The 26,541-nt window shown below is 47.3% G+C and carries 22 protein-coding genes; 15 read left to right on the top strand and 7 right to left on the bottom strand.

Features of this window, described 5'->3' with window-relative positions:
* Position 1: 1 nt before the first annotated feature.
* Positions 2 to 307: a hypothetical protein gene (locus RA156_RS15275; RefSeq protein WP_306641314.1), complete on the bottom strand. Its 306-nt coding sequence runs from the start codon at positions 305 to 307 to the stop codon at positions 2 to 4.
* Positions 308 to 320: 13 nt separating this feature from the next.
* Positions 321 to 863 carry a hypothetical protein gene (locus RA156_RS15270; protein ID WP_306641313.1) on the bottom strand — a complete coding sequence of 181 codons (543 nt, stop codon included), beginning with the start codon at positions 861 to 863 and terminating at the stop codon, positions 321 to 323.
* A 159-nt stretch (positions 864 to 1,022) separates the two neighbouring features.
* Here RA156_RS15270 and RA156_RS15265 point away from each other — a divergent pair, with 159 nt between their 5' ends.
* On the top strand, positions 1,023 to 1,466 hold the full coding sequence (locus tag RA156_RS15265) for a GNAT family N-acetyltransferase (protein WP_306641311.1): 444 nt from the start codon (positions 1,023 to 1,025) through the stop codon (positions 1,464 to 1,466).
* 66 nt (positions 1,467 to 1,532) lie between these two features.
* On the top strand, positions 1,533 to 1,868 hold the full coding sequence (locus RA156_RS15260; protein ID WP_306641309.1) for an avidin-fold protein: 336 nt from the start codon (positions 1,533 to 1,535) through the stop codon (positions 1,866 to 1,868).
* Positions 1,869 to 1,878: 10 nt separating this feature from the next.
* Here RA156_RS15260 and RA156_RS15255 read toward each other — a convergent pair whose 3' ends face one another.
* Positions 1,879 to 2,913, bottom strand: a complete 1,035-nt coding sequence (locus tag RA156_RS15255) for a DUF6090 family protein (protein WP_306641307.1) — start codon at positions 2,911 to 2,913, stop codon at positions 1,879 to 1,881.
* Positions 2,914 to 3,025: 112 nt separating this feature from the next.
* Here RA156_RS15255 and RA156_RS15250 point away from each other — a divergent pair, with 112 nt between their 5' ends.
* Positions 3,026 to 3,283 carry a helix-turn-helix domain-containing protein gene (locus RA156_RS15250; protein WP_306641306.1) on the top strand — a complete coding sequence of 86 codons (258 nt, stop codon included), beginning with the start codon at positions 3,026 to 3,028 and terminating at the stop codon, positions 3,281 to 3,283.
* A 51-nt stretch (positions 3,284 to 3,334) separates the two neighbouring features.
* Here RA156_RS15250 and lysS read toward each other — a convergent pair whose 3' ends face one another.
* A complete protein-coding gene (lysS, locus tag RA156_RS15245) occupies positions 3,335 to 5,038 on the bottom strand; it encodes a lysine--tRNA ligase (protein WP_306641305.1) in 1,704 nt (567 codons plus the stop codon).
* Between the two features lie 208 nt (positions 5,039 to 5,246).
* On the opposite strand from lysS, the gene RA156_RS15240 reads away from it, so the two are divergent.
* From RA156_RS15240 to lipB, 3 genes are read left to right on the top strand one after another with little or no spacing between them, the layout of a single operon-like run.
* Positions 5,247 to 10,898: a PKD domain-containing protein gene (locus RA156_RS15240; RefSeq protein ID WP_306641304.1), complete on the top strand. Its 5,652-nt coding sequence runs from the start codon at positions 5,247 to 5,249 to the stop codon at positions 10,896 to 10,898.
* 36 nt (positions 10,899 to 10,934) lie between these two features.
* Complete coding sequence (locus RA156_RS15235; protein WP_306641302.1) at positions 10,935 to 11,921, top strand: bifunctional phosphoglucose/phosphomannose isomerase; 987 nt, start codon at positions 10,935 to 10,937, stop codon at positions 11,919 to 11,921.
* Positions 11,922 to 11,950: 29 nt separating this feature from the next.
* Positions 11,951 to 12,613 carry a lipoyl(octanoyl) transferase LipB gene (gene lipB / locus RA156_RS15230; protein ID WP_434064850.1) on the top strand — a complete coding sequence of 221 codons (663 nt, stop codon included), beginning with the start codon at positions 11,951 to 11,953 and terminating at the stop codon, positions 12,611 to 12,613.
* Here the strand turns inward: lipB and RA156_RS15225 are convergent.
* Positions 12,610 to 13,443: a tetratricopeptide repeat protein gene (locus tag RA156_RS15225; protein WP_306641298.1), complete on the bottom strand. Its 834-nt coding sequence runs from the start codon at positions 13,441 to 13,443 to the stop codon at positions 12,610 to 12,612. The two genes, lipB and RA156_RS15225, sit on opposite strands and share 4 nt — an antisense overlap.
* Before the next feature lie 64 nt (positions 13,444 to 13,507).
* On the opposite strand from RA156_RS15225, the gene RA156_RS15220 reads away from it, so the two are divergent.
* The 3 genes from RA156_RS15220 to RA156_RS15210 are packed head-to-tail and all read left to right on the top strand — an operon-like array spanning position 13,508 to position 15,801.
* Complete coding sequence (locus tag RA156_RS15220; RefSeq protein ID WP_306641296.1) at positions 13,508 to 14,689, top strand: serine hydrolase domain-containing protein; 1,182 nt, start codon at positions 13,508 to 13,510, stop codon at positions 14,687 to 14,689.
* Positions 14,673 to 15,077 (top strand): hypothetical protein, encoded by a 405-nt coding sequence (locus tag RA156_RS15215; RefSeq protein ID WP_306641295.1) that lies wholly within the window; start codon positions 14,673 to 14,675, stop codon positions 15,075 to 15,077. The genes RA156_RS15220 and RA156_RS15215 overlap by 17 nt, the downstream gene beginning before the upstream one ends.
* Positions 15,078 to 15,081: 4 nt before the next feature.
* Positions 15,082 to 15,801 carry a 3'-5' exonuclease gene (locus tag RA156_RS15210; protein WP_306641294.1) on the top strand — a complete coding sequence of 240 codons (720 nt, stop codon included), beginning with the start codon at positions 15,082 to 15,084 and terminating at the stop codon, positions 15,799 to 15,801.
* A 76-nt stretch (positions 15,802 to 15,877) separates the two neighbouring features.
* On the opposite strand, the gene RA156_RS15205 is transcribed toward RA156_RS15210, so the two are convergent.
* Positions 15,878 to 16,711 carry an outer membrane beta-barrel protein gene (locus RA156_RS15205; protein ID WP_306641293.1) on the bottom strand — a complete coding sequence of 278 codons (834 nt, stop codon included), beginning with the start codon at positions 16,709 to 16,711 and terminating at the stop codon, positions 15,878 to 15,880.
* Positions 16,712 to 16,916: 205 nt separating this feature from the next.
* Here RA156_RS15205 and RA156_RS15200 point away from each other — a divergent pair, with 205 nt between their 5' ends.
* The 3 genes from RA156_RS15200 (at position 16,917) to rlmN (ending at position 19,265) form a co-directional block, all read left to right on the top strand.
* On the top strand, positions 16,917 to 17,654 hold the full coding sequence (locus tag RA156_RS15200) for a LytR/AlgR family response regulator transcription factor (protein ID WP_306641292.1): 738 nt from the start codon (positions 16,917 to 16,919) through the stop codon (positions 17,652 to 17,654).
* A 98-nt stretch (positions 17,655 to 17,752) separates the two neighbouring features.
* Positions 17,753 to 18,118, top strand: a complete 366-nt coding sequence (locus RA156_RS15195) for an energy transducer TonB (RefSeq protein WP_306641291.1) — start codon at positions 17,753 to 17,755, stop codon at positions 18,116 to 18,118.
* A gap of 88 nt (positions 18,119 to 18,206) precedes the next feature.
* Entirely contained in the window at positions 18,207 to 19,265 is a 1,059-nt protein-coding gene (gene rlmN, locus RA156_RS15190; protein ID WP_306641290.1) for a dual-specificity RNA methyltransferase RlmN, read from the top strand.
* On the opposite strand, the gene lepA is transcribed toward rlmN, so the two are convergent.
* Positions 19,262 to 21,052 (bottom strand): translation elongation factor 4, encoded by a 1,791-nt coding sequence (gene lepA / locus RA156_RS15185; RefSeq protein ID WP_306641289.1) that lies wholly within the window; start codon positions 21,050 to 21,052, stop codon positions 19,262 to 19,264. The genes rlmN and lepA overlap by 4 nt on opposite strands.
* 140 nt (positions 21,053 to 21,192) lie before the next feature.
* Between lepA and RA156_RS15180 the strand changes: the two genes are divergently transcribed.
* The 3 genes from RA156_RS15180 to RA156_RS15170 all read left to right on the top strand — a co-directional run bounded on the left by RA156_RS15180 (position 21,193) and on the right by RA156_RS15170 (position 26,493).
* A complete protein-coding gene (locus RA156_RS15180; protein WP_306641288.1) occupies positions 21,193 to 21,729 on the top strand; it encodes an RNA polymerase sigma factor in 537 nt (178 codons plus the stop codon).
* Positions 21,726 to 22,844: a T9SS type B sorting domain-containing protein gene (locus RA156_RS15175; RefSeq protein WP_306641287.1), complete on the top strand. Its 1,119-nt coding sequence runs from the start codon at positions 21,726 to 21,728 to the stop codon at positions 22,842 to 22,844. The genes RA156_RS15180 and RA156_RS15175 overlap by 4 nt, the downstream gene beginning before the upstream one ends.
* A 94-nt stretch (positions 22,845 to 22,938) precedes the next feature.
* Entirely contained in the window at positions 22,939 to 26,493 is a 3,555-nt protein-coding gene (locus RA156_RS15170) for a T9SS type B sorting domain-containing protein (protein WP_306641286.1), read from the top strand.
* Positions 26,494 to 26,541 lie beyond the last annotated feature (48 nt).

The raw sequence follows: 26,541 nt of genomic DNA, 5'->3' as shown, positions 1-26,541 counted from the left end.
TTTACATGGGGCTGATCAATAAAACGATGATACCTATCAGACAGGTCACTGCTCCAATCAGCCCTAGTTTGAGCTTCCCTCGATAATAACCTAAGGCTCCACAAATCAGGCCTACTCCTTCAATCGAGAGCAATGTGCTGTAGACCTTAAATCCATATTTGAATAGGGTGATGATCTCTCCTGTTTCAGCTAAATCTTGGTATCGCTGTACGAACCGACATTCAAACCAGATAAGCAGGGCAATCCCTGTGGCACCGATAAGTAGTGATATGTAGCTGAGGAATTTCAAGGTATATAGGGCGCACAATGATAGTTGGTTTTTAATTAGGACGATCCAATGCGCTTGGCTTTGACTCGAAATATTTGGCTTCCCAAATCATCTTCTTCATTTCTGGCAACCAGGATTCTTGCACCGTCAACGAATACGTTGATCTCTGCTCGTCTGAATAAACCCAGGACCAGTCATGGTCTTCCGGCTCTGGATCAACCTTACTCAAACCGTAAGACGCAAGAACTGAATCAGCGATCGACCTATCCAATTCCGACTTCCTTTTTTGATACGCCGAGTTGTCATCAATTTCCCTTTGGGATCTCACGTCCAAAGTCATAGAGTCCACAAGAATAGTAAGTCCTTTAGCAATCACCTGACCTTCATCCATGTACACTTGATAGTACACATCATGATCCTCCTTGTGATAGACCAAATTGAAATAGCCACACCCGGCGCTGACTGTATCGCAATCAAGCTCTGCTAATTGAGAAACTTCCACGTCAAATACTTCATCGAAAGGATTAAGTGTAGGCGATTTTCGCCCGCAGGCAGTGACAATCATTAAACCAGCTATTACTAATCCAACTCTCATAATTCAATATCGCTAAAAACCCGGTAAGAGATTTAAATCAGTCCGATACCGAAGTCTTGATTCCTCAGAACTAACGCTAAAATTATCGGTTTCCATGCTACCGCGTTCCGCGATCCGCCCCCTTCATTCCACATTCCGCGTTCCCCGTATATTACCTCCATGAACATCCGTCCAGCCCAACCACAAGACCTCTCTGCCCTCATCGAACTCTGCGAACTCCACGCCATCTACGAAGAAGCTGATTATGACCGCAACGGAAAAGCCGAAGCACTGAAAAAGCACCTGTTCAGCGATAATCCAACCTTATTTTGTGTGGTGGTAGAGCAAGAAAACGAGCTCATTGGGTACTGCTCTTACATGAAACAATTCTCCACCTGGGACGCAGGATTCTACGTTTATATGGATTGCCTATTCCTCAAAGAAGGCACCCGAAGTCAAGGCATCGGCGCTCAGCTCATCGCACACGTCAAAAAAGAAGCCCGCAGCTTAGGATGCGACCTCATCCAATGGCAAACCCCTGACTTCAACACCCGCGCCATCAAATTCTACGACCGCGAAGGCGCCACCCGCAAAACCAAAGAACGATGCTATCTCCAAGCATAAAACCCCTTTAACCCGTCCACCGTCCACCGTCTACCGTCAACCGTCAACTGTCTACCGTCCACCAAAATGTACAACGCAAAGAGATTCCGCCCCGTCCAAAATTCCGCCAACGGCGAAGTATCAGAAGAAGTCGTCTTCGAGTACCATCAAGAGGGGAACATCCTCACCTGCACCTATTCGGGCGGACAAATACAATCCGGACATCTCATCGGCCTCGTAGCTGAAGATGGGACCGTCGACATGCGTTATCACCAAGTGAATACCCAAGGCAAGCTCATGACTGGAGTATGCATATCAACCCCCGTGGTGATGAGCGACGGCAGAATTCAATTGCGGGAAAGTTGGGAGTGGACCTCCGGAAAAAGCGGAAGAGGGGAAAGCATATTGGAAGAAGTTGTGTAGGTAAAGATCACTAATGATCAAGACCTACTTTGTTCAAAATGAACTCACGGTCGTCGTTCTTGCTGGCTAAGACGACTTCAATTACTCTCCCTTCATCATTCGATTTGAAATCAAACGTAAAGGAGTCCATTTCAAACTTCTGTCCTTCTACCTGAAATAACTGTTGCCGCTTCAAAAAAGGGAAGCTCTCGTGATAAAAGAGCCTATTATCGTCTTCAAAGACAAATAAATAATCACCTTCGCCGTAGGCATATTTACCGATTACCGATTCCATTATCAACGGATCCAGTTGATCCGCATCAGAGGGTATTTCCACGCCTTGTTCTTCAAGAACGTCATCTATCTCACGAATGAGCTCTTCCACTTTAGCCAACGCCCCGCTGAACACAGCGAAGTTTCTGCTAAGGTGGTGCCGATAGTTATTCAAGTGATTTCGAAAATCTAGATCATTGCGAAGTCCATCAACATCAATCAATTCGTACTGATGCGCAGCATTTAACAATCCATACTTGAACAATAGTGGCTTGAGGTCATCATTCACAATCTCCTCATATAGCTTCAAATTGAAGTCGATATTGCGAAAGTTGGTCTCGTAAAGGGTGGTCGTATTGATTCTAATCGACTCATTTCTGATGAAGTTGTAGCCCTCATTAGCCATGTAATTGTACGAGCTATTGGCGTTGTTGAAGGTACGGTATGCCATTGCCTGATTTCCTATGATGTAATTGATCAGGGCCACATCAACTGAATCTTTGCTCAAATAACTGTCGAGACTGTCGGCAAGAGGAATTCGGACCTCACCCCAATCCCAAACCAATTGCTCTTCGATTTCAGCTTTGTTTTTAAGAAGGTCAGCTCTAAGCTCGCGGTAAAACTGCAGTTCTGAGTCGTTTCGATCCGATTCATTCTTCAGGTTATTCAACTGGAACGCAATTAGGATTCCGGCCACCACCAATACAATTTCGCCAATCGCATATTTGAAGTATTTCTTGATTTTACCTTCAGCGATTAAGTCTCGCCTAATTTTTCGGAAGAACTTGAACATGGTGTCTGGACCTTTCAAATGAGAATCTGCATCCTCAAGTAAATAAATCTTCAGAGTTCGGACAAGAGAACCCTTAACCGCAACCTGCGTTCCGTGTTCCGCTATCCTTCGCGTGGAATACTGCGCAAAACAGCTCAATTATTCTCCCAACTACTTGAGTGATCTCCTGAAAAAGGAAACTGGAAAAACCGCATTGGAGCATATTCATTTCTTCTTAATTGAGAAGGCCAAAGCCAACCTGCTCAACTCAAATGAAAGCATCAGCGGCATCGCTTATTCACTAGGGTTTGAGTTCCCACAGCATTTCAGCAACCTCTTTAAATCAAAGGTGGGAATGAGTCCGAAAGAGTATCGGGGTTCACAAAACTAAACCGCGTTCCACGAACTACACACCACGAACCACGAACCACAAACTGACTTCCTACTCCACAACAGAAACAGTCAACCCCTCATCCGTCTTGGTCACCTTGGTCAGCCCCTGCTTGCTAAGTCCTTTCATCGACTTATCCCACTGTTTGTTTGAAAGCCCTGTTTGCTCTTTTAGTGCATTGAGATCCATCGACTTTGCCTTCGATAGGATGTCGAATACGAGTTGCTCGTTTTCTGTGAGTTCTGGTCCTTGCTTGCCGAATACTTCTGGCTTCATTTGAGGGAAGAGAAGCACTTCTTGAATACTCTCGTTACCCGTCAACAGCATGATCAATCGGTCTACACCAATTCCCATTCCTGAAGTCGGAGGCATTCCGTATTCAAGAGCACGGAGGAAGTCTTGATCAATGAACATCGCCTCGTCATCACCTCGCTCCATCAAACGCACTTGCTCTTCGAAGCGCTCGCGCTGATCGATCGGATCGTTCAACTCGCTGTATGCATTCGCTAGCTCGTTTCCGTTGACCATCAACTCAAAACGCTCTGTGAGGTCTGGGTTGTCGCGGTGACGCTTACATAGCGGAGACATTTCCGTTGGGTAGTCTGTAATGAAAGTTGGTTGAATGTAGTGGTGCTCACACTTCTCACTGAAGATCTCATCAATCAGCTTTCCTTTACCCATCGATTCATCGACTTCGATACCGATTTCCTTACATGCCGCTCGAAGTTCTTCTTCGCTCTTTCCTGTAATGTCGATCCCTGTGTGCTCTTTGATAGAATCAGTCATGGTCACACGTTGGAACGGCGCCTTGAAATCAATCTGCTTACCACCGAAATCAACCACGGTACCTTCGTGCACATCACGACAAACCTTCTCGAGCATACGCTCGGTGAAATCCATCATCCAGTTGTAATCCTTGTAGGCAACATAGATCTCCATCACCGTGAATTCTGGGTTGTGCGTACGGTCCATCCCTTCATTTCTGAAGTTGCGTGAGAACTCATACACCCCGTCAAATCCACCTACGATCAATCGCTTGAGGTACAACTCATTCGCAATACGCAGGTACAATGGAATGTCCAACGCATTGTGGTGGGTGATGAACGGACGAGCAGCAGCTCCACCAGGAATTGGTTGAAGAACAGGCGTGTCCACTTCCAAGTAGTTGTGATCGTTGAAGAACGAACGCATCGACTGGATCACTTTAGTGCGCGTGATGAATGTGTCGCGAACATCTTCGTTCACCACCAAGTCAACGTAACGCATGCGGTAACGAAGCTCAGGGTCGTTGAAGGCATCATGCACATTCCCGTCCTCATCTGTCTTCACGATAGGAAGCGGCTTGAGCGATTTACTCAACACCGTTAACTCCTTCACCTCAATCGACTGTTCACCTGTTTGAGTCATGAAGGTTGTTCCGGTAACACCAATGAAGTCACCAATATCCAAGAGCTTTTTGAAGACCTTGTTGTACAGGTCTTTGTCTTCCCCTTCGCACAGCACATCACGATTGAAGTAACACTGGAAGCGTCCTTTGCTATCCATGATCTCTCCAAACGATGCCTTACCCATGATACGGCGAGTCATCAAACGACCAGCGATGGTCACTTCTTCTCCTTCCTTAAACTTATCCTTGAGTTCAGCAGTTGTAGTGCTCGTCTTGAATTCAGCCGCGGGATACGGTTCGATTCCAAGATTACGAAGTTCGACCAACGACTGTCGTCTGATACGCTCCTGTTCAGTGAGGATTTGCATGATTCTAAGATTGGACCGCAAAATTAGATAAGTCAGGGGATTTGTCAGAATTCTGGAAGCAGATGTGACCGATTCGACTGAAATGAGTCTAAATATCAAAATTCAGTCGACGAAAAAGCAACTATACCCGATGATTGCACGTCTGACTGTTGAAAGGTTCGTATCTTTGTTAATAAGGTAACCTGGGCTTAATGCCCAACTGGGACTAATGTTTAGAAGACTAACTATACTGGTGTTGGCGGTGGTGGCGTGCTTAGAAGTTTCTGCGCAAGTCTCCTTTTCCGTAAATGAGGCCGAAGGGTGTTCACCCTTACCGGTGATCATTTCTGTGGACACCCCTGATCCTAATACAGTTAGCACCTTCAACTGGGTGATTACCTACCCTGACAACAGCACAGTTACTTCCTCTTCTTCTCAATACATTGACATTCTTTCGGAACCAGGCACATATGATGTGACCCTAACCATCGATGGTGTTGAGACCACAACCATTCAAGACTTTATCACTGTTCATGCGCCTCCTGTAGCGGATCTCGCTGTAGATGACACTGCCGGGTGTGCGCCTCATTGTGTTCAGTATACAGATGCCACATTGGTGACCGATGGGGCTATTGTTGAATGGTCTTGGGATTTCGGAAACGGTATCACTTCGAACGAACAGAACCCAGCCTACTGCTATGACGCAGCGGGTACTTTCTCTCCTGTACTTTCAGTAGAGGATGAGTTCGGTTGTTTCAGCTCGATCTCCGTGGACGGAATGATCTCAGTAAGTGATGACTACCCGGTAGCGGAGTTCACCCCATCAACTTTCAGCGACTGTAACCCTCCAGTATCTATTGATTTTACGAATACTTCGTCTGGCAATGGATTGAATTGCGAATGGGACTTTGACGATGGCTTCACACAAACTACTGTTGATGTTACAGACATCTCGCATAGCTTTGACAACGTAGGTTCATACGACGTTTGTCTGACTGTAGAAGATGCCATCGGATGTGTAGTAACGGCTTGTGAAACCATTGAAATCGTTCAAGCCCCAACGCCTTCGTTCGATATCTCAGAAAACCTCTTGTGTGCAGGCGGTACCGTGATCTTCACCGATACAAGTAACCCAGCACCTTCAGGATGGTCATGGGATTTTGACGGAGATGGCATTGAAGATTCCACGGACTCTATTGCAACCTTCATCTTTGACCAACCAGGCATATTCAATCCGGTGCTTACCGCGGTCTACTCTGATAACTGTGTTGGTTCTACTGACGGTTCTGTAAGCATTGAAGTGCTCAACCCAATCAATATTGATTTCACTGCAGATGACGCCGCATCTTGTGTTGCGCCACACGAAGTGAACATCACCAACAACAGTACCGGTCAAAACCTCATCGGCTACGAATGGTTGATCGATGGTGTTTCGGTATCAACTGACAACGACTTGAACTATACTTTCGACATGTTCGGAAGCTATGACGTTGGATTGGTTGTGAATACGTCGAGTTGTTCTGACACCTTGATCGTTGTTGACTACATCGTGGTAGAGCCACCAACCATCTCGTTCGAGAATCCAGATGTGATTTGTACGGGTGAACCAGTGATCCTGACCAACATCGAAATTGAAAGTGTTGAGGCCGTTATTGAAACCCTTTGGGACTTTGACAACGACGGTGTGCCTGATGCTTCCGGAGATGCTCCAGTTTACGCATACGCAGAGCCCGGTGAATACACGATTGAAGTATTCCTCACAACAGTGAGCGGTTGTACAAGCACGATCGCAGCAGAGGAAACCATTCTCGTTCAGCCAAACGTAGTTTCTGAATTTACGGCAGACAACCCTATTTCATGTGCCGGGGAGCCCATCACCTTCTGTACCGATATGGTGGAGAATACGGCTTACTCATGGAACTTCGGTGACAACACCGGATGGCAAACGGCAAGCTTCCCTGACTCATGTATCGTTCACGACTACGCTGACACGGGATACTTTGATGTGACCTTGAGTGTTTACAACCTCGCTTGTAACGCCTTGCTCCTTCTCGAAGACTACATCTATATTCCTCCTCCGATCGCTGAATTCAGCTTCACGCAGGATTGTGCGGATCTTAACACGGTGACATTCTTGGATGAATCCATTGAGGCAGACTCGCTGATTTGGGACTTCGGTGACGGATCTCCATTGGTGTACAACGATACCAACCCTACGCACACTTACCCTGGGCCAGGAACCTACGTTGTAGAACTCGTAGTGTTCAACGATGATACCGGCTGTTACGATGATCGCACACAAGCGGTAATCACCACAACAGACCCTATCAACCTGAGTGCGACCAACGCCGCCGGATGTGCTCCGCTGGTGCCGAATTTCGCTACCACGGATTACACCATCTACCAGAACTTCTTTGTCGATTTCGGGAACGGAGTGACCATGGAAGCCACCCTCAATGAAAATAATATCTGGGATGTATACACCACCACTCCAGACGGTGTTGATTATGCGAACTACTCGTTCACGGTGAACTTCTTCCCTGATGTAGAATACAACACCGGTGGATTGTACGACGTCACCATCACAGGTACTGATGTCAGTGGATGTAGCTACACGACCGTATACGACGATATGGTCAACGTATTCAATGACCTGATCTTTGCTGATTTCAACACCACTATCGTGGAAGGGTGTGACAGTGTACTGATCAGCTTCGAGCCAACAGGAAACTTCCTCGACACTTATACTTGGGAATTCACTGATGGAACGACCTCGAATGATTTGAACCCAGTGCACCAGTTCTTTGCCCCTTGGGATACAACCTTCGGCGCGACGTTCACGGCAACGGATGACTTCGGGTGTGGATCAGTAGTAACGCACGTGGTTGACCTTGTTCCACCACCAATTCCTGACTTCACCATCACCGTTGACCCTTCATGTATTGGAGATACGATCACTTTGACCAATAGCTCTGTTGGAGATATCATTGGTTACTCATGGGACTTCGGTAACCCTGGTGACCCGAACAATACGAGTACAGAAGAAAACCCACAGCACGTATACCTTCAGAATGGTTCTTACGACGTGTGTTTGACTGCTGAGAACTCCCAAGGGTGTCAACAAACGCAGTGTCAAGCAAACGTGGTGAACATTGTTTCTCCGGTAGCTGACTTCACCTTTACAAGCGACAACAACAACTGTCTCTTCGGAGTGCAGTTTGAAAATACAACCACTGGCGTAGTGCAAACGAGCCAATGGGACTTCGGTGACAACCAGGTTGGTTCTGGAAACTCACCATTCCATACTTACCCGATCGGGGTGTTCGATGTGGAGTTAGTGGTATCAAACCAATACGGCTGTTACGACACCACCATGGTTGAGGATATCTTCAACCTATCGAATGTGATTGGTCCATACGAAGTGACGCTTGACCCTGTGAGCTGTGCTCCGTTCCAAGTGTCTTTCGACGCCTACAACACGAACGATCAGAGCTTTACTTACTTCTGGGAATTCGGTGACGGGTTTGGTGATCCGGATAACAACACATCAACAAGCCACACTTACCTAGACCCTGGTACTTACTGTCCGTCATTGGTCATGGAAGATGCGAATGGTTGTCCATTCCTCATCGAATGTGAGCAAGAGATCGTGGTAGAAGAATTCACCTTCGATGTATCAGCGATCGACCCTATCTGTTTCGGCGATAGCACCATGATTGAATTCACAGGCGCTGATAGCTACACGATTGATCAGCCAGAACTCTTCACTCCGATTGGTGGCGATGAGTATTGGTTAACTGCTCCAGTAAGCACTGAAATCATTGTCACCGGTTTCTTCGAAGATTGTCAATACGAGAACACGGTAGACCTTGTGATCAACCAGCTTCCTCTGGTAGAGTTAGCCATGGTTGAAGAGATCTGCTACAACGAACCGTCGTTCCCTCTTGATGGCGGACTTCCAGTAGGTAATACTGGGGTATACACCGTCAACGGAATGGAATCAACAGAGTTTGATCCTTCGATGCCAGACAACGCATCGTATGAAGTGATCTACACTTACACTGATGACAACCAGTGTGTGAACACAGATACGGCTGATGTATTCATCCACCCACTTCCAGTGGTGACACTTGACACTCCAGACCCAATGTGTGAGGCAGAAGTTGCAGTTGGTGTTTCTGGTGGTGCACCAGCGGGTGGTACGTACTACGTCGATGGCGTTGAGATTACCGAATTTGACCCGGCCGTTTATCCTGGAATTGGAGATTACGAAGTAGAATACATCTACACAGACGCCAACGGATGTGTGGAAGATGATTTCGCAGATCTCACCATCAACGCACAGCCTCAAGCGTCGTTTGACCCGCCTTCAATATGTTGGTTGGAGAGCATCAACGTACAAAGCACCTCTACGATCGAAGAGGGTACGATTGATGAATTCATCTGGGATATTGAACAGAACGGTCAAATCACAGGAACGAGCGCGCCAGACATTACCGTTGACGGCCCTGGTGTGATTGATATCAGCCTGACTGTAGTGTCTGATCAAGGTTGTTCTACCTCTTACACAGACTCATTGATTGTGTATGCAACCCCTGTTGCTGACGTCAACCTGACTGATATTTGTGCTGATGAGAGCATCGTGCTTGACAACCAATCTTCTACAGATGCTCAAGAGATCATTGTGTGGGATTGGACAGTGAATGGTGAGCCGCACAGCAATCAGCAAGACCCTGTGGGATACGACCCGGCATCTTGGGGTAACTATGAAATTGAACTCTACGTTGAAACCGACGCGGGATGTAGTGATGTATTTACACAAGATGTATTCGTCAATCCACTTCCAGTAATCAACGTGCAGTTTGACAATGCTTGTGAAGGCTCCGAAGTGACATTCACAAACACATCTTCTATTCCAGCAACGACCATCGATTATTACGCTTGGAACAATGGGCTGGGTGATCCAATCATTGCGGACCAAAGCCTCATGCAGACCTATGATAACGCAGGTGACTATGTCATCACACTTGAAATGGGAAGCTCTGCTGGTTGTGTTGTAGACACTACCATGACCTTGACCATTCACCCGAATCCAGTAGCTGCCTTCGGAAGCAGTGGTATCCAAGCCTGTGCGAACGCAAGTGTTGAGTTGGAAGACTTGAGTACCATCAGCGGAGGAGACATCATCAACTGGGAATGGTTAGTGAATGGTGAGACATTCGCGAATGGACAAGAAGCGGTATTCGCTACAGATGAGCCTGGTGAGTATGACATTTCACTTGTCGTGATCTCAGACCAAGGATGTGTGAACGGCATTACTGAACCAGGACTACTTGAGATCTGGCCAGCTCCAACTGCTGACTTCAGCTATACTCCAGATGAACCAGACACAAGCACGCCATTCATCATTGTTACTGATCAAAGTGAGGGCGTAACTGAGTGGAACTACACCACAAGTGACGGTGGGTTCTACACAAGTCCTGATTTCGAACACACCTTCCCTGGTGCTGGTGAATACGACTTGACTTTGGTGACAACCAATTGGTTCGGATGTACAGATTCTCTCACCGTGACCATCACGGTTGATCCAACCCTAATTGTTTACGTACCGAACGCATTCACTCCTGATAGTGACGGAATTAACGAGATCTTCCAGCCAGTGATTTCTGGTAGTGCCATTGATGAATACAAGTTCTTCATCTTCGACCGATGGGGAGATGTGGTATTCGAAACCGAAGACCCTTCAGCAGGGTGGATCGGAAACCGTCAAGGCGGTGAATACTTCGTTCCAGACGGAGTGTACCCTTGGCGTATTGAGATTGCGTCACGTGAAAGCGGAGAGCGCGAGATCTACACAGGGCACGTGACCCTCCTACGTTAATCTTAAGCGACGTACATTTGCGGAAATATTTTTCGCATGCGTCAACTTATCGCAGATTTTCCGCAGCAGCTCGACCTCGCATGGAAGAACGCTGACCTCACCACTTTCCAAACGGAAGGTAAAGAAATCTCGAACCTGGTTATCTCTGGTTTGGGCGGCTCTGGTATTGGTGGAAAGATCATCTCTCAGCTTATTCAAGATAGCGCGAAGGTGCCTGTGATCATCAACAATGACTACACCCTTCCGGCGTTCGTTGACACGAAAACCTTGGTGGTGATTTCTAGTTATTCTGGAAATACTGAGGAAACGGTAAGTGCCATGAATCTGGCGCTTGACAAAGGGGCTCAAGTGTCGTGTATCACGAGCGGCGGTCAAGTTCATGACATGGCCAAGCAGCACGGTTTGAATGCGATTGTGGTGCCTGGTGGTCAGCCTCCTCGCTCGCAATTTGGTTACTCGGCAATTTCGCTGATCCGCACCTTGGTAGCGTATGAGATTATTGATGCTTCTGTTTTCGCTAGCGCGGAACGCCTTGGCGGCTTCCTTCGAGACAGTCAAGAGCAGATCATCAATCGCGCATCGAAACTCGCAGATTTCATTCAAGGACACATTCCGATCATCTACTCTGAAACGAAGAATGAAGGGGTGGCTATTCGCTGGCGTCAGCAGATCAACGAGAATTCAAAACTTTTGTGCTGGCACCATGTTTATCCTGAAATGAACCACAACGAATTGGTGGGATGGGAAAGCGGTGATGACCGCTTCTGCGTGCTCATGTTGCGTTCAGCTGATGATCACCCTCGTAGTGTGCACCGCATGAATATTACGGCAGAGATCATTCGCTCCAAAGGTGCGAAAGTGGAAGACATTCAAGCAGAAGGAAGCACACGCCTAGAGCAGATTTTCGACCTCATCCACCTCGGAGATTGGTTGTCGCTAATCGTGGCCGAGAACAACGACGTAGATCCTGTGATCATCACGAACATCGACTTCCTCAAAAACGAATTGAGCAAGATCAATTGAAAAAAGTCATCGTAAAAGACTTGGGCCGGATGGACTATCAGGCCTGTTGGGATTATCAAGAAGAACTCTTCGCTGCAGCCGTAAGTCGTAAGATCGCGATTCGCAACGGAGAAGAACTTCCATTGCCAGAGAATCACCTGCTGTACGTAGAACACCCACACGTATTCACCCTTGGAAAAAGTGGAGAAGAAGAGAATCTACTCCTCACTGAGCAAGAGCTCAACGACCAGGGAATTCAATACTACAAGATCAATCGCGGAGGAGACATCACCTACCACGGACCAGGACAAATTGTAGGCTACCCGATCTTCGATCTTGATCAGTTCTTCACTGATATTCATCGCTACCTACGCACGCTCGAAGAAGCCATCATCCTGACCCTTTCAGAATACCAAATTGAAGCCGGGAGAATCGACGGACTCACAGGTGTTTGGATTGACGGAGATGGTGAAAACCCACGAAAAATTGCTGCCCTTGGCGTGAAATGCAGTCGTTGGGTGACCATGCACGGCTTTGCATTCAACGTGAATTCACAACTAGAATACTTCGATAAGATCATCCCGTGTGGGATTGACGATAAGGCCGTAACGAGCATGGAAAAAGAGCTCGGTAGATCATTGGACATGAATGAGGTGAAAGAGAAGCTTTCCGTTCACATCGCCAATTTGTTCGACGTCGATTTCGTCAATTAGAATGCCATGTAGACGCGCTTACGCTTCTTCGCTTTCTTCTCCTTTCCTGAACACGTTTTAGCCACCAATTCCATGGCTTCTGTATCACCCATGTCGGCACAGTTCGCCCAGTCTTCGCAAGCAAGATCTTCTTGGTGCATCATGAATCGACAGTGTCCGCGGTGGTAGTAGGTTTCTTTGAGTACCTGGTCTTCGCTGTTGATGACGAGTTTGTCAAAGATGGCCATCGCCTCTTCGAAGCGGAACTGATCTTGAAGCGCTAACGCAAGGTTCAGCTGCAAGCGTTGATCATCGTCCTTCATTTCCGCGCAAGCGACAAAAGAAGCTTCTGCTGTAGTGGGCTTACCCAACATCATATACACCGCGCCTTTCAGATAATGCGCCTCGTAGTAATCAGGGTCGAGTCTCAACGCGTCTTCTAAGTAATTCCGCGCGAGCTTAAAATCATCAGTCATATATGCCCCAGCCGCTAGATAGTATGGAATACGTGCATCGTGTTGATCGAGATCATGTGCATTCAGCAAATCTTCACGTGATCGGTCATAATCACCAAGCGAAAACAGGCAGATGCCGCGGTGCAAGTACAATTCAAAGCGCTTGAACGTAATATCTTCGGCACCATCATAGGCGAATAAAGCCTTGTCAAAGTCACCCAGTTTGTGGAACGAGTCGCCCAAGAGTAACCACCCTTCAGGGTCAGTTGGTTTTCCTAATTGATCGATGACTTGCTGGTACTCACCTTCTTCGTAAAGAGTCTCCAAGGAAGCGAAGTCTTGTGAACGAACCGAAAGGCCAATAAACAGAAGGGCTAAGAGCGTGATTAGTCTCATGCTTCTGTGTACTGATTTGAGCGAAAAATGTTCCCCTCAGCCACAGAAGCGTTACCTTTCGAACATGAAATTCATCAAGCGACTTCTGATTTCACTGATGGTGATCATTCTACTTGCCATAACAGGCTTGTACATCACTGGGAACGGACATATCGTGAATGGTTTGCCTTCTACCTACCTGAGTGGAAACAGCAAACCCGACATTGATGACATGGGCTTCCATGATGTTCGCACTGTTCAAGCGGGAGAACCGATGCCCTGGAACGAGTCGCTTCTTGCTGAAGACGCGCTGCCTTCAGAAGACATTGACTACATGGATGACCTAGAAACAACGGCTTTCCTTGTCATCAAAGGCGATGAAATCATCTACGAGCGCTATGCCATGGGCTACAACGAGTCAACGTTGTCAAACTCCTTCTCCATGGCGAAGAGCTTTACCTCGCTTTGCATCGGAACAGCCTGTGACCGCGGACTCATTCGAGAAACAGAAAAGGTATCCAAGTACCTTCCTCGCTTTGCGCAAGATGAACAAGACAGGCGCTTAACCGTTCGTCAAGTGCTTCAAATGCGGTCGAATATTGATTTCGGAGAAAGCTATGGCGACCCGTTTGGGTACATGGCAAAGGCATATTTTGGGGATGACCTACTCGAACTGACTGAGCCATTCCACGTTAGTGGATACCCAGGAACCCTTTGGAAATATGAAGGCGGAAACACCGTGATTCTTTCAGAAATCTTGACCAAGGCTACGAATAAGAACCTCAGCGAATGGTTCAGCTCTACGGTGTGGTCACAAATTGGCGCGGAGAACGACGCCTACTGGAACCTTGATAAAGAAGACGGAACCGAAAAAGCATTCAGCGGATTCTATGCTACAGCGAGAGATTTCGCACGTATAGGGAAACTCATGCGTGATCGAGGTAAATGGGACGGACGCAAGATCGTTGGGTTTGGCTGGGTTGAGTCATCAATTACTCCTGTTAATGTCGCTAACGCGGAAGGAGATGTCGTTGAACATTACGGCTACCAATGGTGGCTTGCACCTCAAGACAATGAGCCGTGGCATTTTTCTGCTCGAGGAATGCGTGGTCAATATATTATTGCAGTCCCTTCAGAAGATCTCGTGATCGTGCGATTAGGTCATAATCGCGTTGAATCTGAAGCCAACGCCACCATGACTCCTGATTTAAGTCGATGGGTTGAAATGGGGCTGAAATTGAAAGAACAACATGCTGAAAGACATTGATAATCCCAAGGTAGAGGGGGTTGCTTTCGCTATCGCGGAAGAGGTGAACGAGTTGAATGAGAAGAGCTATGTCGCTTACCTCATAAACCTGAAAGATGAGCCTTTAGAAAACGTGCTTGTCCGTTCAAGCGGCTATGGTGAGCACGACGGGAAACAAGTAAAAACCACAGAGCTTCGTCGTTTCTATGACAGCATTGAGCCGAAATCAGCACAACTGATTGAACCGGTATTGGAGGAAGCCTTGACTCTGACGAATCAGTATTGGGTGAGCTTCTACAACGATAAAGTTTTGTACGACAGAAAGTATGTTTTTGTGGCGGAAAGCGTGAATGAGAGTAACTTTATTTCGCTCCCGTTGATTGATCATTCGGGAGTCTTGATCAAGTAGCCTTATGATTCGACACCTAGACTTAGAAAACCTGCTTTTCCTCGACATTGAAACTGTGCCGGCAAATGCTGATTTCAGTGAACTTGATGACGACTGGAAAAAGCTGTGGGAGGAAAAGAGTAAGTACTTCCGCGAACGCGATGAAATCTCGATAGAAGATAGCTACGAGCGCGCTGGCATCTATGCAGAATTCGGTAAAATCGTGTGTATTTCTGTGGGCTTCCTTCGCCAAGTCAAAGGTGAACGTCGGTACCGAACGACTTCGTTCTACGGCGACGATGAGAGCCAATTGCTCCAAGAATTCGCCAACTTGCTGAACAACCACTACAACAGCCGAGATCATATGATTTGCGGACACAACGTGAAGGAGTTTGACATTCCCTTCATTGCGCGTCGTATGCTCGTCAATGGCATTCACCTGCCGCACCTCCTCGATATCGCTGGAAAGAAGCCGTGGGAGATCAATCACCTTGACACCATGGAGCTGTGGAAGTTCGGTGATTACAAGAACTACACGTCATTGAAGGTTCTGGCTAAGCTTTTCGGGATCCCTACCCCGAAAGATGATATTGATGGCAGTCAAGTAGCCAGTGTCTACTACGAAGAAAAAGACCTCGATCGCATCGAGGTTTACTGTCGTAAAGACGTTCTCGCCACCGCGCAACTTGTTCTCAAGTATCGCAACGAGCCTCTCATCGAGGAACACGAAGTTCAAAACGTCTAAATGAAATTGCCCCGAACTGCACTTTAGCAACTCGGGGCAAGCCTGAAACTGTATGTCGCTTTCGCCTGAAAGCTGATTAAAACGGTACTATGGTAATCCCTACTGCTAGTGGATATACCTCCGGTCCTTTATCTTCTTCGAACAGGGACGTTAATCCGTAGTTCGCCCAGATAGTAAAGTCTCTATATCCTACTCGCACCGAAGCGTCGAGCATGAATGGGTTCAGGTTGAAATCATCTTTGATGCGGTCTTTGTGCTTCGCACCATCGATCTTGTATTCTTGCTTGGTGATCGATCCAATTCTCAACCCACCAGTGACACCAGCTGCCACGTGGAACGTTCTGTCTGGATCATTGCTCGTGTTGAACTCTAACATAAGCGGTACACGCAAGTAGGTTGCACGTAGCTTGTTCTTGTCATAGCTGAATAGTGAGTCTGGAATGTCAACAGCCGTTGTCATTGAGTCTGTCTTTAGCACTTGAACATTGTTCTTCAATCCGTAGCTATTGTACGTGATTCCCAGTCCTGTCATGACACCTACGTAGTCTTTAACAATTCTGATTTTCTGCTCGAAGAGGTTGAAGCTCCAGCTCATAGAGCGAATAGGGTCTGTTTCCAGCCATTCAGCGCCCTCTGGTAGTGATGTGCTTCCACTTGAGTTCATGAGCATGTTCACTCCGGCGTCAATACCTGCCCAGTGCGTGAGCTCTTCTTTATCTCCAATGCGACTTGCGTCGTCATCATCGTCATCGCTAGTTGCTGTTGTCACCTCACCGTCTTCGTCAACGATAATTACATTCACATCTCCGAATTTTACTTTCGTCGTATCCGACTTCGCCTCTGTATCTTCCTGTGCTACCACAGCGGATGTGATGAAGAGACAGGCTAGTATGGTCATCCACTTTTTCATGGTTCGTGTGTTTTTGCTTGTTTGATCGTGTGACGCACTCCCCTCTCAGTTTGTTACAGCAAACCGAATTCTTTTTTCATTTCGCCGAATCCTATTAATAGGTAGCCATATACACACCGGGACTACTCTTTTTGGTGGATTTCTTTCAGATTTGAAGTGAAAGCTGCCGCTTTCGCCGACAATTAACACTACTAAAACTATCATTATGGAAAGGTTGATCGACACGGTCATCGTCGACGATGATCCGTATGCCCGTGAGTTACTCCGGCGACAGCTCTCTCAGCATCACCCTCAGATCAATGTAGTCGCCGAAGCCTCCAATGGAAAAGAAGGCTATGACGTTATCCGTAAAACAGACCCTGACCTGGTCTTTCTCGACATCCGAATGCCCTATCAAAGTGGAATCGAATTAATTGATCGATTTGTTGACCGCTCATTCTACACCATTTTTCACAGCAACGTCACTGATTATGCCATCGAGGCCATCAAAAGACAAGCCTCCGGATACTTACTCAAACCCCTTGACCCTGACGAACTAAATACCTGCTTAGGGAAACTCACCCATCGGATTCAATCCCAACATGAGATCTTACCTAAACAGCATTTCCAAAAGCTCGAAGTCTTCGCCAAGGGAAAAGTGCGCTATGTGAAACATAGTGACATCATGACCATTGAAGCATGTGGAAGCTACAGCAACATTCGATTGAAAACAGGGGAGCGACTGATGGTCTCCAAGAACCTCAAACAGCTTCAAGCGCTTCTGGGGAGTGAGGGATTCTTTCGAGCACACAACAGCTTTATAATAAACCTCCGCGGGGTCAAATCGTGCAATTACTCATTGAAGCTCTGTACCATGCAAAACGGCGAAAACATCAAGTTAGCCGTGCGAAGAAGCGAGGAATTGCGGCGAAAACTGGAGCTCCTGTGGTCTGTACACCGTTGACCCCCACGGAATTACCGTTCGCGGAGAAATGACCCCTTTTCGAGGGGGGCTCTGTAACTTCATGGAAGCTCATGCGTCTTACAGTCAAACTGAAAAACATGAAAGCATCCGTTATCACCATCCTCCTCTGCTCGCTTTTTATTGTTCCTACGTTCGCATCGACTGATGTGAGTGGCGACGAAAAAGCCGACAAGAAAAACACTCGAGTTGAACGCATTGTACGTCGTGCGATCGACAAAGCAATCATTTTCCCTGTAGATCAACAAGGGGAAGAATTGCAGGGTACTGTAGACGTTAGTTTTAAAATCGATGATGCTGGCCGCGTAAAGGTCGTAAACATCGAATCAAGCAATCCTGAGCTTATGGACTATGTACTAGCCAAGCTCAAAAAGATCAAGCTCGACAGCGCACGAAGCCACGGAGAAACCATCCGCTACCGCTTCGTCTTTAAGCAGCAGTCTTGATCACACCTTCTCTCAACATGCAGCCAAGTCCCGACTCTTCGGGACTTTGTTGTTTCTACACAGTACGTTAAAGGCGTATCTTTGCCCCATGGTACGCCAAAAAGACATTCGAGACCTCACCTTAGAGGAAATCACTTCCTGGGTTCTAGAGAACGGGGAAAAGAAGTTCCGCGCAAAGCAGGTTTATGAATGGCTTTGGGACCATTCGGTGACGGATTTTGACGAGATGACCAGCCTTTCGAAGGGCTTTAGGGCCAAACTTGCAGAGAACTTCGTCATCCATTCCGCGCTAGCGCAAGAAGAACAAAAGAGCAACGACAAAACCATCAAATGCGCCTTTGACGTAGAACGAGGAGTGGTTGAAGGAGTGTTGATTCCAACGTCTTCGCGTATGACCGCCTGCATTTCATCGCAAGTTGGATGCAGCTTGGCCTGCAAGTTCTGCGCTACCGGACGACTCAAACTGCTCAAAAACCTTCAGCAGGGAGAGATCTATGATCAAGTAGTGCACTTGAGTCGTCTAGCTCAGTCAAACTACGGTATCCCTCTATCGAACATCGTTTACATGGGCATGGGTGAACCGTTGCTCAACTACAAAAACGTGTTGGCGTCGATCGATAAGATCACCGGAGACCCTGGTCTTGGTATGTCGCCAAAACGAATCACTGTAAGTACGGCAGGTATAGCCAAGATGATCAAGAAACTGGGCGACGATGAGGTGAAGTTCAATCTTGCGTTGTCGCTCCATGCTGCGAATGACGAGAAGCGCAGCAAGATCATGGAGATCAACGACACCAATAACCTTGAGGCCTTGGCAGAAGCGCTTCGTTACTTCTACGATAAGACGAAAACGCGTGTCACTTTTGAGTACATCATCTTCAAAGATTTCAATGACTCGTTGCAAGATGCGCGTGAACTCGCAGCCTTCTGTAGACACGTGCCTTGTAAGATCAACATCATCGAATACAACCCGATTGACGACGGAGAATTTAAGCAAGCCGATATCGAGAAGGTAGATGCCTTCAAAGATTTCTTAGAGCGCTTGAACCTCATCGTGAATGTTCGTCGCTCACGCGGAAAAGATATCGATGCAGCCTGCGGACAGCTCGCTAACAAAAACGAGCTCGCAGCAAAGAAAACGGCTTAATCGTCGAGCTTCAGTACGGCGAGGAATGCTTCCTGTGGCACTTCAACGTTCCCTACCTGACGCATACGCTTCTTCCCTTTCTTCTGCTTCTCTAGAAGTTTACGCTTACGGGTGATGTCACCACCGTAACACTTCGCCGTTACATCCTTACGTACCGGACGAATCGTCTCACGTGCTACGATCTTAGACCCAATTGCCGCCTGCAAGGCAATCATGAACTGCTGGCGCGGGATCAACTCCTTCAACTTCAAACAGATCTTCTTACCCAATTCGTACGCGTGATCGCGGTGGATTAGTGCTGAAAGGGCATCTACTTGATCTCCGTTGAGGAGAATATCAAGTTTCACCAAGCTCGACTCGCGGTAATCCGCTGCGAAGTAATCGAAGCTGGCGTACCCACGAGAAACTGATTTGAGTTTATCGTAGAAGTCGAATACCACTTCTCCAAGCGGCATATCGAATGAGAGCTCAACACGATCAGCAGTCAAGTACACTTGATTCTTCAAGATGCCTCGCTTCTCAATACAAAGGGTCATCACAGCTCCTACGTAATCTGACTTCGTAATGATCTGTGCCGTGATGTATGGTTCCTTCACCCAATCAAGCTTTGATGGGTCAGGCATATCACTCGGGTTGTTGATCATGTACTCCGCCCCGTCTTTGTTTTTCGCTTGATACGATACGTTAGGCACGGTAGTGATCACGGTCATGTTGAACTCACGTTCGAGACGCTCTTGAATAATCTCCATGTGGAGCATTCCGAGGAACCCACATCGGAAACCAAACCCAAGCGCTGCTGAGCTTTCAGGTTCAAACACCAAAGAGGCATCATTGAGCTGAAGTTTCTCCATGGAGTAACGAAGCTCTTCGTAGTCTTCCGTGTCTACAGGATAGATTCCGGCGAATACCATTGGCTTCACATCCTCGAATCCTTTCACCGCTTCGCTACAAGGATCGCTCTTCAAGGTTAAGGTATCTCCCACCTTCACCTCTTTTGCGTTCTTGATTCCAGAGATGATGTATCCAACATCACCTGCACTCAAGTCTTTTCTTGGGATGAGGTCAAGGCCAAGTACACCAATCTCATCGGCATCGTACTCGCGGTCAGTGTTCATGAATTTCACACGATCACCTTTCTTGATCTTTCCATTCAAGATGCGGTAGTAAGCGATGATTCCACGAAATGAGTTGAACACCGAGTCAAAGATCATCGCTTGCAACGGCGCTTCCACATCACCTTTTGGGGCAGGAACACGCGCCACAATAGCGTCGAGGATATTCTCTACTCCTAGTCCTGTCTTACCACTCGCTGGAATCACGTCTTCCGGATCACAACCGATAAGGTCAACGATCTGGTCAGTCACCATTTCTGGGTCAGCAGAAGGAAGGTCCATCTTGTTCAGGATCGGAATAATCTCCAAATCGTGTTCGATGGCTAGGTAAAGATTGGATATCGTTTGGGCTTCAATTCCTTGTGAAGCATCTACAATAAGTAGGGCTCCTTCACACGCGGCAATCGAGCGTGACACCTCATACGAGAAGTCAACGTGCCCTGGGGTGTCGATCAAGTTGAAGACGTAGTTTACGCCGTCTTTTTTATAGTTCATCTGAATCGCATGACTCTTGATTGTGATCCCGCGCTCGCGCTCGAGATCCATATCATCAAGGGTCTGCTCTTGCAGTTGACGTTCGCTGATTGTTCCGGTTACTTGAAGTAATCGGTCGGCCAGGGTACTCTTACCGTGGTCAATATGAGCGATAATGCAGAAATTGCGGATGTTCTCCATGGAATCGCAAAAATAGCGTTAACCACTGAATTAACGAGCACTATGTGTCGAAGGTTCTGAGAAAAGCGTAAAAATTCAATGAAAAGTCATCTTTCAGGCAACTTTTGAAATCTCACCCGCATCATATCACCACGAACGCCATGACGGAAAGAGAACTTGTAGATGCATGCTTAGCAAACGAACGCTCGGCACAAAAAGAGCTCTATGACCAGTTCTCCGGTCAAATGATGGCGGTTTGCCTGCGCTATGCAGGGAATCCCAATGATGCAGCAGACATGATGCAAGAGGGGTTCATTAAGGTCTTTGAAAAATTGGGTCAATACAAAGGGGATGGTGCTTTAGGCGCTTGGATTCGAAGGGTGATGGTTAATTCGGCCCTCATTCACATCCGAAAAGAAAAACGCCACGCCTTCCAAGAGTCGATTGATGAAGCTTATGATCTTCACATAACTGACTTCAACGTGTTGAGTGAACTCGCCGCCAAAGATATTTTGGCTTTGATCGCTCAGCTGCCCACAGGATATCGCACAGTCTTCAACTTATACGCCATCGAAGGATACAGTCATAAGGAGATTGCTGAGAAGCTCGAAATCTCTGAAAGCACTTCAAAGACCCAATTTCACAAAGCCAAGATTCAGTTGCGCAATCAACTGAACGCACTAGAACAAGGACGATGACAGAAGATCAGCACATAAGAGATCTGCTTCAGCAGAAGCTATCCGGAGCCGAAGCACCGGTAGATCCAAATATCTGGTCGCAATTGCAGCAGCAGTTGCCGACGCCAGGTGGTGCTGCCAGTGGTAGTGCCGGTGGTGGCGCTGCTGGCGCTTCCGGCGGATTTAGCGCTGTGGCTGGTGTAATCGCCACTGTTGTCGTTGGAGGTGCGATTGCACTGGGTGTATACTTCAGTGGTGATGATACTGTGGCGTCTGCTCCTGCTCAAGAAGAAGTGGTTGTCGCTAACGCGGAAACGAATACTGCCACTGAGCAACCTTCCGAGGATACTCAACGTGATGTAAGTGAGGAAACTACAACTGTTGATGATCGCTCTGACGAGAAGCCTTCAAGAGAATTAAAAATGATCACGAACACTGATGACCCGGTGGCTGATACCATTACCGTTGAAACCATCTACTCATCAGAGCAAGAGACTGAAGAAGCGTCTGAGACCCCTGTGGTAGCTGATGAACAAGGCGCTGCTGAGGCTTCGGATAATTCAGACGCTAGCGCGGAATCGGAAACAACGGAAGAACAAGCACAACCAGATGCCAATCTCAGTGCTGAATTCACGGTTTCGATTTATGATCGCGAAACGCTCACGCGCCACTTCGAACCGGCATTCCGCAACGGGGTACAATACATCTGGTTCTTCGGCGACGGAGAAATGTCAACAGAACGCAGTCCACAACACACCTACGAATTTGAAGATGACTACACAGTCATTCTCCAAGTAGTTGATGCTGCAGGGTTTGATAGAACGGAAGAACAGCAAATCACGGTTGATCTTCCTGCGAAATTGGTTCTGGCGAATGTCTTTACTCCAAACAACGACGGAGTAAATGATATTCTCGGCATACACCCGGAATCTCGTAAGGTCACTGTACAACAAATGGTGGTTTACGATTCCAATGGTAAAGTAGTATTTGAGGAGTCTGGAAATGGCTCAGGCTGGGATGGAAACGACCAAGCAGGGAATCAATGTCCTGAAGGCGCGTACATTTTGACTGTGGTAGCATACTCGGACGCTGGTAAAGTATTCAACGAACGGCGTATTGTGAAGCTCCTTCGTTAGCTCTGAAATACTATATTTGCTAGCCCTTTGAACGGGGTACAACCTTTGACGAACAGAACTAATTTAGTTCAGACTAGATAAGATGAGTGGTAAAATGAAACAATCGATTCTATTATTAGTCGCTTTCCTCCTCTCCGGAAGCGTAGCATTCTCTCAGGAAATCAACAACATGGATGGTTCTGAAACCACCCTAAATGCTGAGCAAATCATTGCAAAGTACAATGGTTTTGAAGGTGCTGTAATCAACATGACACGTGCTGAATGGGACGTGATTCGTGAATGGGAGCACTACTCTGAAGAAGATGCTCGCCGCATCGTAAAGGAGCGTAAAGTAGTTGACGAAGATGAGCGTGCAGCTCGTCGTGCAGCTCGCCTGTTGGCCTCGGGCGGATGTGAGTGCTGGGTTGAACCAGACGACACTTACACACAAATTCAAACAGATGACTGGGACGAAACAGGGGGTGCAGGTGCCGACGTAGACGCTTGGATCGGGCCGCTTGCTCTTCCAGGATGGAGCCATGACCACTACGGTGAAAACTTCAACGCTGTTTACATCAACTCCAAAGGTTCTGTTTCTTTCGGTGCCGGTATCATTGACTGGACTCCGGAAGAATTCCCTGATGCAACGTATGATCAGATTGCCGGTTTCTGGGCAGATATCGATATCCGTGCAACAGGTGAAATTTGGTACAAGATTACTGAAGACGCGGTATACGTGAACTTCATCGACGTGGGTTACTACAACAACCACGACGACAAAACGAATACCTTCCAAATCATCTTCACTCCAGAAGATAGCCCTGTACTTCCAGAAGGAACAAACGTGCAGCTTTGCTACCTCAACATGGGATGGGCTCACGGTGACGTAGGTGGATCTGGTGGTTGTCAAGGTCCAACACCTGCAACCAACGGTGCAGATAAGTCAGCTACGACAGGACCAAACATCCAGTATGGACGTTTCGGAAGCTGTAGCGATACATACAACGGACCTTACGGTGATGATAATGACGAAATTGACGGTGTGTACTGGTTGAACAATAAAACGTTCAACTTCAACACGATCGGGGTCCAACAGAACAACATACCTCCTATCTCTACAGCAAACGTTGGGTGTGACACCATCACGCTTTGTCTTCAAGACACCCTTGTTCTTGACTTCCAATTCTTGGCGCCTGAGAACAATCAGCAGGTAACGATTGAATACGACGTAGATGGGTACGAAGATGGTTTATACATCAACAACGTCATCAACGGAAACACCGCAACTTTCGACGGTGGTTACGTGGGTAGCGTCGATAACATCGGATTCAACACCATCAACGTAATAGCTACCGACTCAGGTGACCCTGAGGGAGTAACTGAATTGAACATTGTAGTAGAGGTAATCGACGTAGTACTTCCAGAACTGACAGTATCTGGTGACTTCACCATCTGTGCCGGATCTGCAACTACACTCGAGGCCAGCGACGGATTCGACTTCTACGACTGGTCATCAGGATGTACAACACCTATTTGTGACGTAACAACAGGTGGACAAGTAATCGTAGTTGCAGGAATCGACGAAGGATGTACTGCAGAAACAACGGTTACCATTGATCAGACGCCATACTTCCTTCCATGTGTTACGGTATTACCAAACCCTATTTGTTCTGACGAGCTAGCTGTAGCTCAGATCTGTGAAGACGAATGGGAACTTTACACAGATATTTCATGGGAAGGTGATTGGAACGGCCTCGGTGGTGAAGTAGTCTCTGTTGCAGATGACAATTTGAGCGCAGAATTGACCCCGGGTACTTACCGACTTCTTGTAACTGACGAACAAGGATGTCAAGGTCAATACGTATTTAACGTGTTGAGCGTAGATCCATTTATCCCAGAAGATACGTGGTCTGGAGCATACTGTGACGGTCTTGAGCCAGTAGAGTTCTTTGGAGGTTTCAGCAACCCAGCAGAAGGATTCTTCAACATCTACCTGCAGTCGTCGAACAACGACGGTTGGGACGGTTCTTTCATCAACGTTTATGTGAACGAAGAGCTTGTAGCAACTTTCACTTCATTCTCTACCTTCTTGATTGAGCAGGTGGCAATTGAAGCGGGTGATTACATCGAAATCGAATACATCAGTGCAGGTACAGGAGATGAGTTCAATGACGTTCTCTTCTTCAACTGTTCTACAAACAACCAGGTTGACCCTGAGCCTCCATTTACTAACGGACAAATTCTTTTTGAAGGTGAGGTAGGCTGTACGGCGGATCCTGCAATTGGTGTATGGACATACATTAGCGGTCCTGGTGGAACGTTCGATCCAGACGATGAGTTCGATACTGTATTCACTCCAGACGATTACGGAATGCACATCTTCTCATTCGAAGAAGCATCATGTGGAATCTTCTACGAATACCAACTTGAATTCACAGAAGCACCAACAATCGAGCTTTCTCCTGATGCGTTCGTACTTTGTGGAGATGAAGAAGCGGTTGTCAACGCTGACGTATACGACCTTGGTGGTACTGCCGAAATCGATTGGCCGAGCCCGGGAGTTGACGACGTTCTTACGAACACATACAGCTTCGACCAAGCAACAAACGAGACATTCACTGTAACCATCGAAAACGGGTGTGGTGAAGACTCTGATACCTTTGACATCATCGCAACAAGCCTTCCTTCAGCCCCTGTGCTTGAAGACCAAGTGCTATGTGACGGTGGAACGGTGATCCTCGATCCAATTGCCAACGATGACCCATCACTCATTTACGAGTGGACATTCGAAGGTGCTGCGGTAGGCAACGGTGAAACATTTGAAGCCGGCGAAACTGGAACATACTGTGTAACGGTAAGCAACGAATGTGACCCTGTTGGAGCAAGCGCTTGTGCAGAGGTGTCAATCGCTGGAGAGCTTGATACTGTTCTTCCACAACCTTACTACGCATTCTGTGATTCTGATGGCCCGTACATCATGGCTGCGAACGTTCCTAACCTTGATTGGGATGTTGTTTGGCCTGACGGATCCAACGGAATCCAGTACGAAGTGACTTCAAACCAAGAAGTTTGTGTGGATGTAACAGACCCAGGAAACTGTGCTACAGAAACCATCTGTACTGAAGTGTTTATTGGTTCTGCTCCAAACGTAGATCCATTCCCAACAACGCCATTGACGCTTTGTCCTGAGATCAACAACGTATTCCAGTTGAACTCTACAGGTGGACCAACACAATGGGTATGGGAAATTAACTGTGACGGAGACATCATTTACTTCGAAGACAACGCAGATGATTTGACGTTGAACGCTTCTGACCTCGGTACTGAGTGTTGGGGAATCGTTCAAACATTGACAGGTACTTCAATCAACCCTTGTGGTTCTACACAAGCGAACTTCGAAGTAGTAATCGATGCATGTGAGATTACTATTCCGAACATCTTCACTCCAAACGGTGATGCTACCAATGAGCGTTTCCACATCGAAGGACTCGACGTGTACAATGACGTTCAGGTATACATCTACAACCGTTGGGGAACTTCAGTTTACGAAAGCCAAGATTACCGCTCAGGTGACTGGGACGGACGTGACGTAGCTGAAGGAACTTACTGGTACGTGATCATCCTTCCAAACGGAAAAGAGCACAACGGTACAGTGAACATCAGCAGATAATAACTTATCTCGAATATAGCGGAGGCTGCCCTTGAAGGGCGGCCTCTT

Origin of the sequence: Sanyastnella coralliicola (assembly GCF_030845195.1) — a bacterium.
Taxonomy (GTDB): domain Bacteria; phylum Bacteroidota; class Bacteroidia; order Flavobacteriales_D; family Sanyastnellaceae; genus Sanyastnella; species Sanyastnella coralliicola.
This window is presented reverse-complemented; position numbering and strand designations above follow the sequence as displayed.

Bases quoted from the DNA above. Each gene is read 5' to 3' on its own strand.
- RA156_RS15270 (WP_306641313.1), bottom strand. From the start codon at position 863: ATGAGAGTTGGATTAGTAATAGCTGGTTTAATGATTGTCACTGCCTGC.
- RA156_RS15265 (WP_306641311.1), top strand. From the start codon at position 1,023: ATGAACATCCGTCCAGCCCAACCACAAGACCTCTCTGCCCTCATCGAA.
- RA156_RS15260 (WP_306641309.1), top strand. From the start codon at position 1,533: ATGTACAACGCAAAGAGATTCCGCCCCGTCCAAAATTCCGCCAACGGC.
- RA156_RS15255 (WP_306641307.1), bottom strand. From the start codon at position 2,913: ATGTTCAAGTTCTTCCGAAAAATTAGGCGAGACTTAATCGCTGAAGGT.
- lysS (WP_306641305.1), bottom strand. From the start codon at position 5,038: ATGCAAATCCTCACTGAACAGGAGCGTATCAGACGACAGTCGTTGGTC.
- RA156_RS15240 (WP_306641304.1), top strand. From the start codon at position 5,247: ATGTTTAGAAGACTAACTATACTGGTGTTGGCGGTGGTGGCGTGCTTA.
- RA156_RS15235 (WP_306641302.1), top strand. From the start codon at position 10,935: ATGCGTCAACTTATCGCAGATTTTCCGCAGCAGCTCGACCTCGCATGG.
- lipB (WP_434064850.1), top strand. From the start codon at position 11,951: ATGGACTATCAGGCCTGTTGGGATTATCAAGAAGAACTCTTCGCTGCA.
- RA156_RS15225 (WP_306641298.1), bottom strand. From the start codon at position 13,443: ATGAGACTAATCACGCTCTTAGCCCTTCTGTTTATTGGCCTTTCGGTT.
- RA156_RS15220 (WP_306641296.1), top strand. From the start codon at position 13,508: ATGAAATTCATCAAGCGACTTCTGATTTCACTGATGGTGATCATTCTA.
- RA156_RS15215 (WP_306641295.1), top strand. From the start codon at position 14,673: ATGCTGAAAGACATTGATAATCCCAAGGTAGAGGGGGTTGCTTTCGCT.
- RA156_RS15210 (WP_306641294.1), top strand. From the start codon at position 15,082: ATGATTCGACACCTAGACTTAGAAAACCTGCTTTTCCTCGACATTGAA.
- RA156_RS15205 (WP_306641293.1), bottom strand. From the start codon at position 16,711: ATGAAAAAGTGGATGACCATACTAGCCTGTCTCTTCATCACATCCGCT.
- RA156_RS15200 (WP_306641292.1), top strand. From the start codon at position 16,917: ATGGAAAGGTTGATCGACACGGTCATCGTCGACGATGATCCGTATGCC.
- RA156_RS15195 (WP_306641291.1), top strand. From the start codon at position 17,753: ATGAAAGCATCCGTTATCACCATCCTCCTCTGCTCGCTTTTTATTGTT.
- rlmN (WP_306641290.1), top strand. From the start codon at position 18,207: ATGGTACGCCAAAAAGACATTCGAGACCTCACCTTAGAGGAAATCACT.
- lepA (WP_306641289.1), bottom strand. From the start codon at position 21,052: ATGGAGAACATCCGCAATTTCTGCATTATCGCTCATATTGACCACGGT.
- RA156_RS15180 (WP_306641288.1), top strand. From the start codon at position 21,193: ATGACGGAAAGAGAACTTGTAGATGCATGCTTAGCAAACGAACGCTCG.
- RA156_RS15175 (WP_306641287.1), top strand. From the start codon at position 21,726: ATGACAGAAGATCAGCACATAAGAGATCTGCTTCAGCAGAAGCTATCC.
- RA156_RS15170 (WP_306641286.1), top strand. From the start codon at position 22,939: ATGAAACAATCGATTCTATTATTAGTCGCTTTCCTCCTCTCCGGAAGC.